Genomic DNA, 1,984 nt, shown 5'->3' on the forward strand with positions numbered 1-1,984 from the left:
ACCCGGGAGGGTGTGGGAGAGTAGGTCACCGCCGGAACACCATTCAGGTCGAGGACCCCAACCACCAGGTTGGGGTCCTCCCGCATTTAACACCAAAACGCACCCCGGAACCAGGCACGCTCCCTCACTTCGCGCCCACCCGGGCCGGACGCTCCCACACGTTGTGCACATCCGGGGGAGACGCTCCCGCACCTTCCGGCGTGACCGGCGGCCGGGACGTGCGGGAGGCGTCAAAACCGCGGGAGCATCAGAAAGGAACCTGCCACAGCTGAGGGAGGGTCGCCGCGGAACGCGGGACCCTGCATCCCGGAGAGACCGGCACCTACACTGACTATCACGGCTGTCTTTGGCGGGCCCGGCACGTCCCAGAACCCACACATCCTCAAGGCCGGCATCCAGGACCGCGTCCACCGGGTGGGTCACGTACGGCCAGCGCCGTACACCCCGGGCCTCGGAGGCTTGACCCAGCACGACACCCTCGACGCACTGTTCAACGCCCGCACCGCCAAACCGCTACGCCTTCGCCGCGAACGACCCGGTCATAACGGTGACCCAGCCGGGCGATTTACAGTCATCAATCTCGCAGTAACCTGCGGCGTGGCAGTAGTGGGTTTGGTTTCGCAGTTGTCGGGTTTGTTGCGGCCACGGGTGGAAGTGGAGACGCCCTCCTTGGCTACGCTCTGGCTGGTTGGGGCTGCTTGACGGATGCCTGGTCGGTGGTGCGCCGATCGCCAACTATCGAGGCATCAGGCGGACCGATGCTGACGCCATCAGGCTCGCGCAGCGCTGGTCGAAGTACATGGCGGTCACCTTCGCAGTCGGCGCCGTCACCGGAACGGTTCTGTCCTTCGAGTTCGGCCTGCCGTGCCTCAGTTCATGGGACTGGGGCGAGGCGTTCGGCGCGCCTTTCGCGTTCGAGGGTCTCTTCTTACTTCTCGAGGCCGTTTCATCTCGATCTACATTTTCGGTTGGCGGCGACTCAAGCCCTGGACCCACTTCTGGATCGGTGTCCCGATCGCCGTCGCCGGCATCTTCGGCAGCGTTTCGGTGGTGGCCGCGCCAATGCGTGGATGAACTCCCCTGAAGGGGTCACCCTGGACACTGCCGGGAACGTTGTGTCGGTGGACCCGCTCGGGGTGATCTTCAACGGGGGCGATGATTGCGGCCTACCTGGTCGGCGGCCTCCTGGTGGCAAAGGTCTACGCGACCACTCGATCGGGCTCATGTGGGAAGCGAACCACGTGTGGCTGATCTTCATCTTCGGCGTCTCGTCGGTGCTGGTGCCCTACGGCTTCGATGCCACCGCGGGAGGCATCGCATCCGGCCAGGTTCCGGCCGGCGGTCGGGCGGGCGATCCGCTGGGCAGTAGGGTCAACCCGACGTCGGTCGTCAGGGTCTGCTCGCCGTATCCGTGACGGCCTACGTCGCCGCGGGAGCGCCCACCTGAGATGCCCATCGCCTCTCCAACGAAGCGATGGTCGGCTACTTCCGCGTCCGCGCCGTGGCGGCTGGGGCCGTGGCTGGAGCTGTGGCGCTGGTCGCGGCCGGTCTTGCCGTGCCGTTGATCGTGCCGGCCTTCATCTTGTTGTACGTGCTCGACCAGCGCGGACTGCTTCCGGAAGAAAGGCGTCCACGACTAGCCCGACCGGGCTCCGGGCTCGTCCGTGCCTGACTTCGCTGACGAGGTCCGGGGCCCGCATTAACGGAGAGGCATCCGTCTATAGCGCCTGCCATAGGCGCTCAGCCCCTGAGTATGCGCATGGCGCAGTAGCGTGATGGAGGATACACGCTGGAAGGATGGCGCCAGGGCAACGATTTCGGATCCGAAACCCCGTTTAACCGCGGATTTCCGGGGTCGAGCACCACGAGGGCGGCTACCAGGGCTGGGTTTGCGGTGGGGGCGTGGGGGGTGTATTGTTTTCTAAGTCGCCGAGAGGGAGACCAGCGGAAAGCTGGGAACCGGAGGCGGCGAATCCCCTAAATT

At 65.6% G+C, this 1,984-nt stretch carries 2 protein-coding genes; both read left to right on the forward strand.

Features of this window, described 5'->3' with window-relative positions:
• The first annotated feature begins 688 nt into the window (after positions 1 to 688).
• Positions 689 to 1,084 (forward strand): cytochrome ubiquinol oxidase subunit I, encoded by a 396-nt coding sequence (locus ACFVVK_RS20440; RefSeq protein WP_390271326.1) that lies wholly within the window; start codon positions 689 to 691, stop codon positions 1,082 to 1,084.
• A complete protein-coding gene (locus ACFVVK_RS20445; protein WP_390271329.1) occupies positions 1,071 to 1,415 on the forward strand; it encodes a hypothetical protein in 345 nt (114 codons plus the stop codon). Before ACFVVK_RS20440 ends, ACFVVK_RS20445 begins: the two co-directional genes overlap by 14 nt.
• Positions 1,416 to 1,984: the final 569 nt, after the last annotated feature.

Origin of the sequence: Arthrobacter sp. NPDC058192 (genome assembly GCF_042883665.1) — a bacterium.
Lineage (GTDB): Bacteria > Actinomycetota > Actinomycetes > Actinomycetales > Micrococcaceae > Arthrobacter.

Excerpts from the sequence above, each read along its gene's own strand:
- ACFVVK_RS20445 (WP_390271329.1), top strand. The coding sequence starts at position 1,071 with ATGAACTCCCCTGAAGGGGTCACCCTGGACACTGCCGGGAACGTTGTG.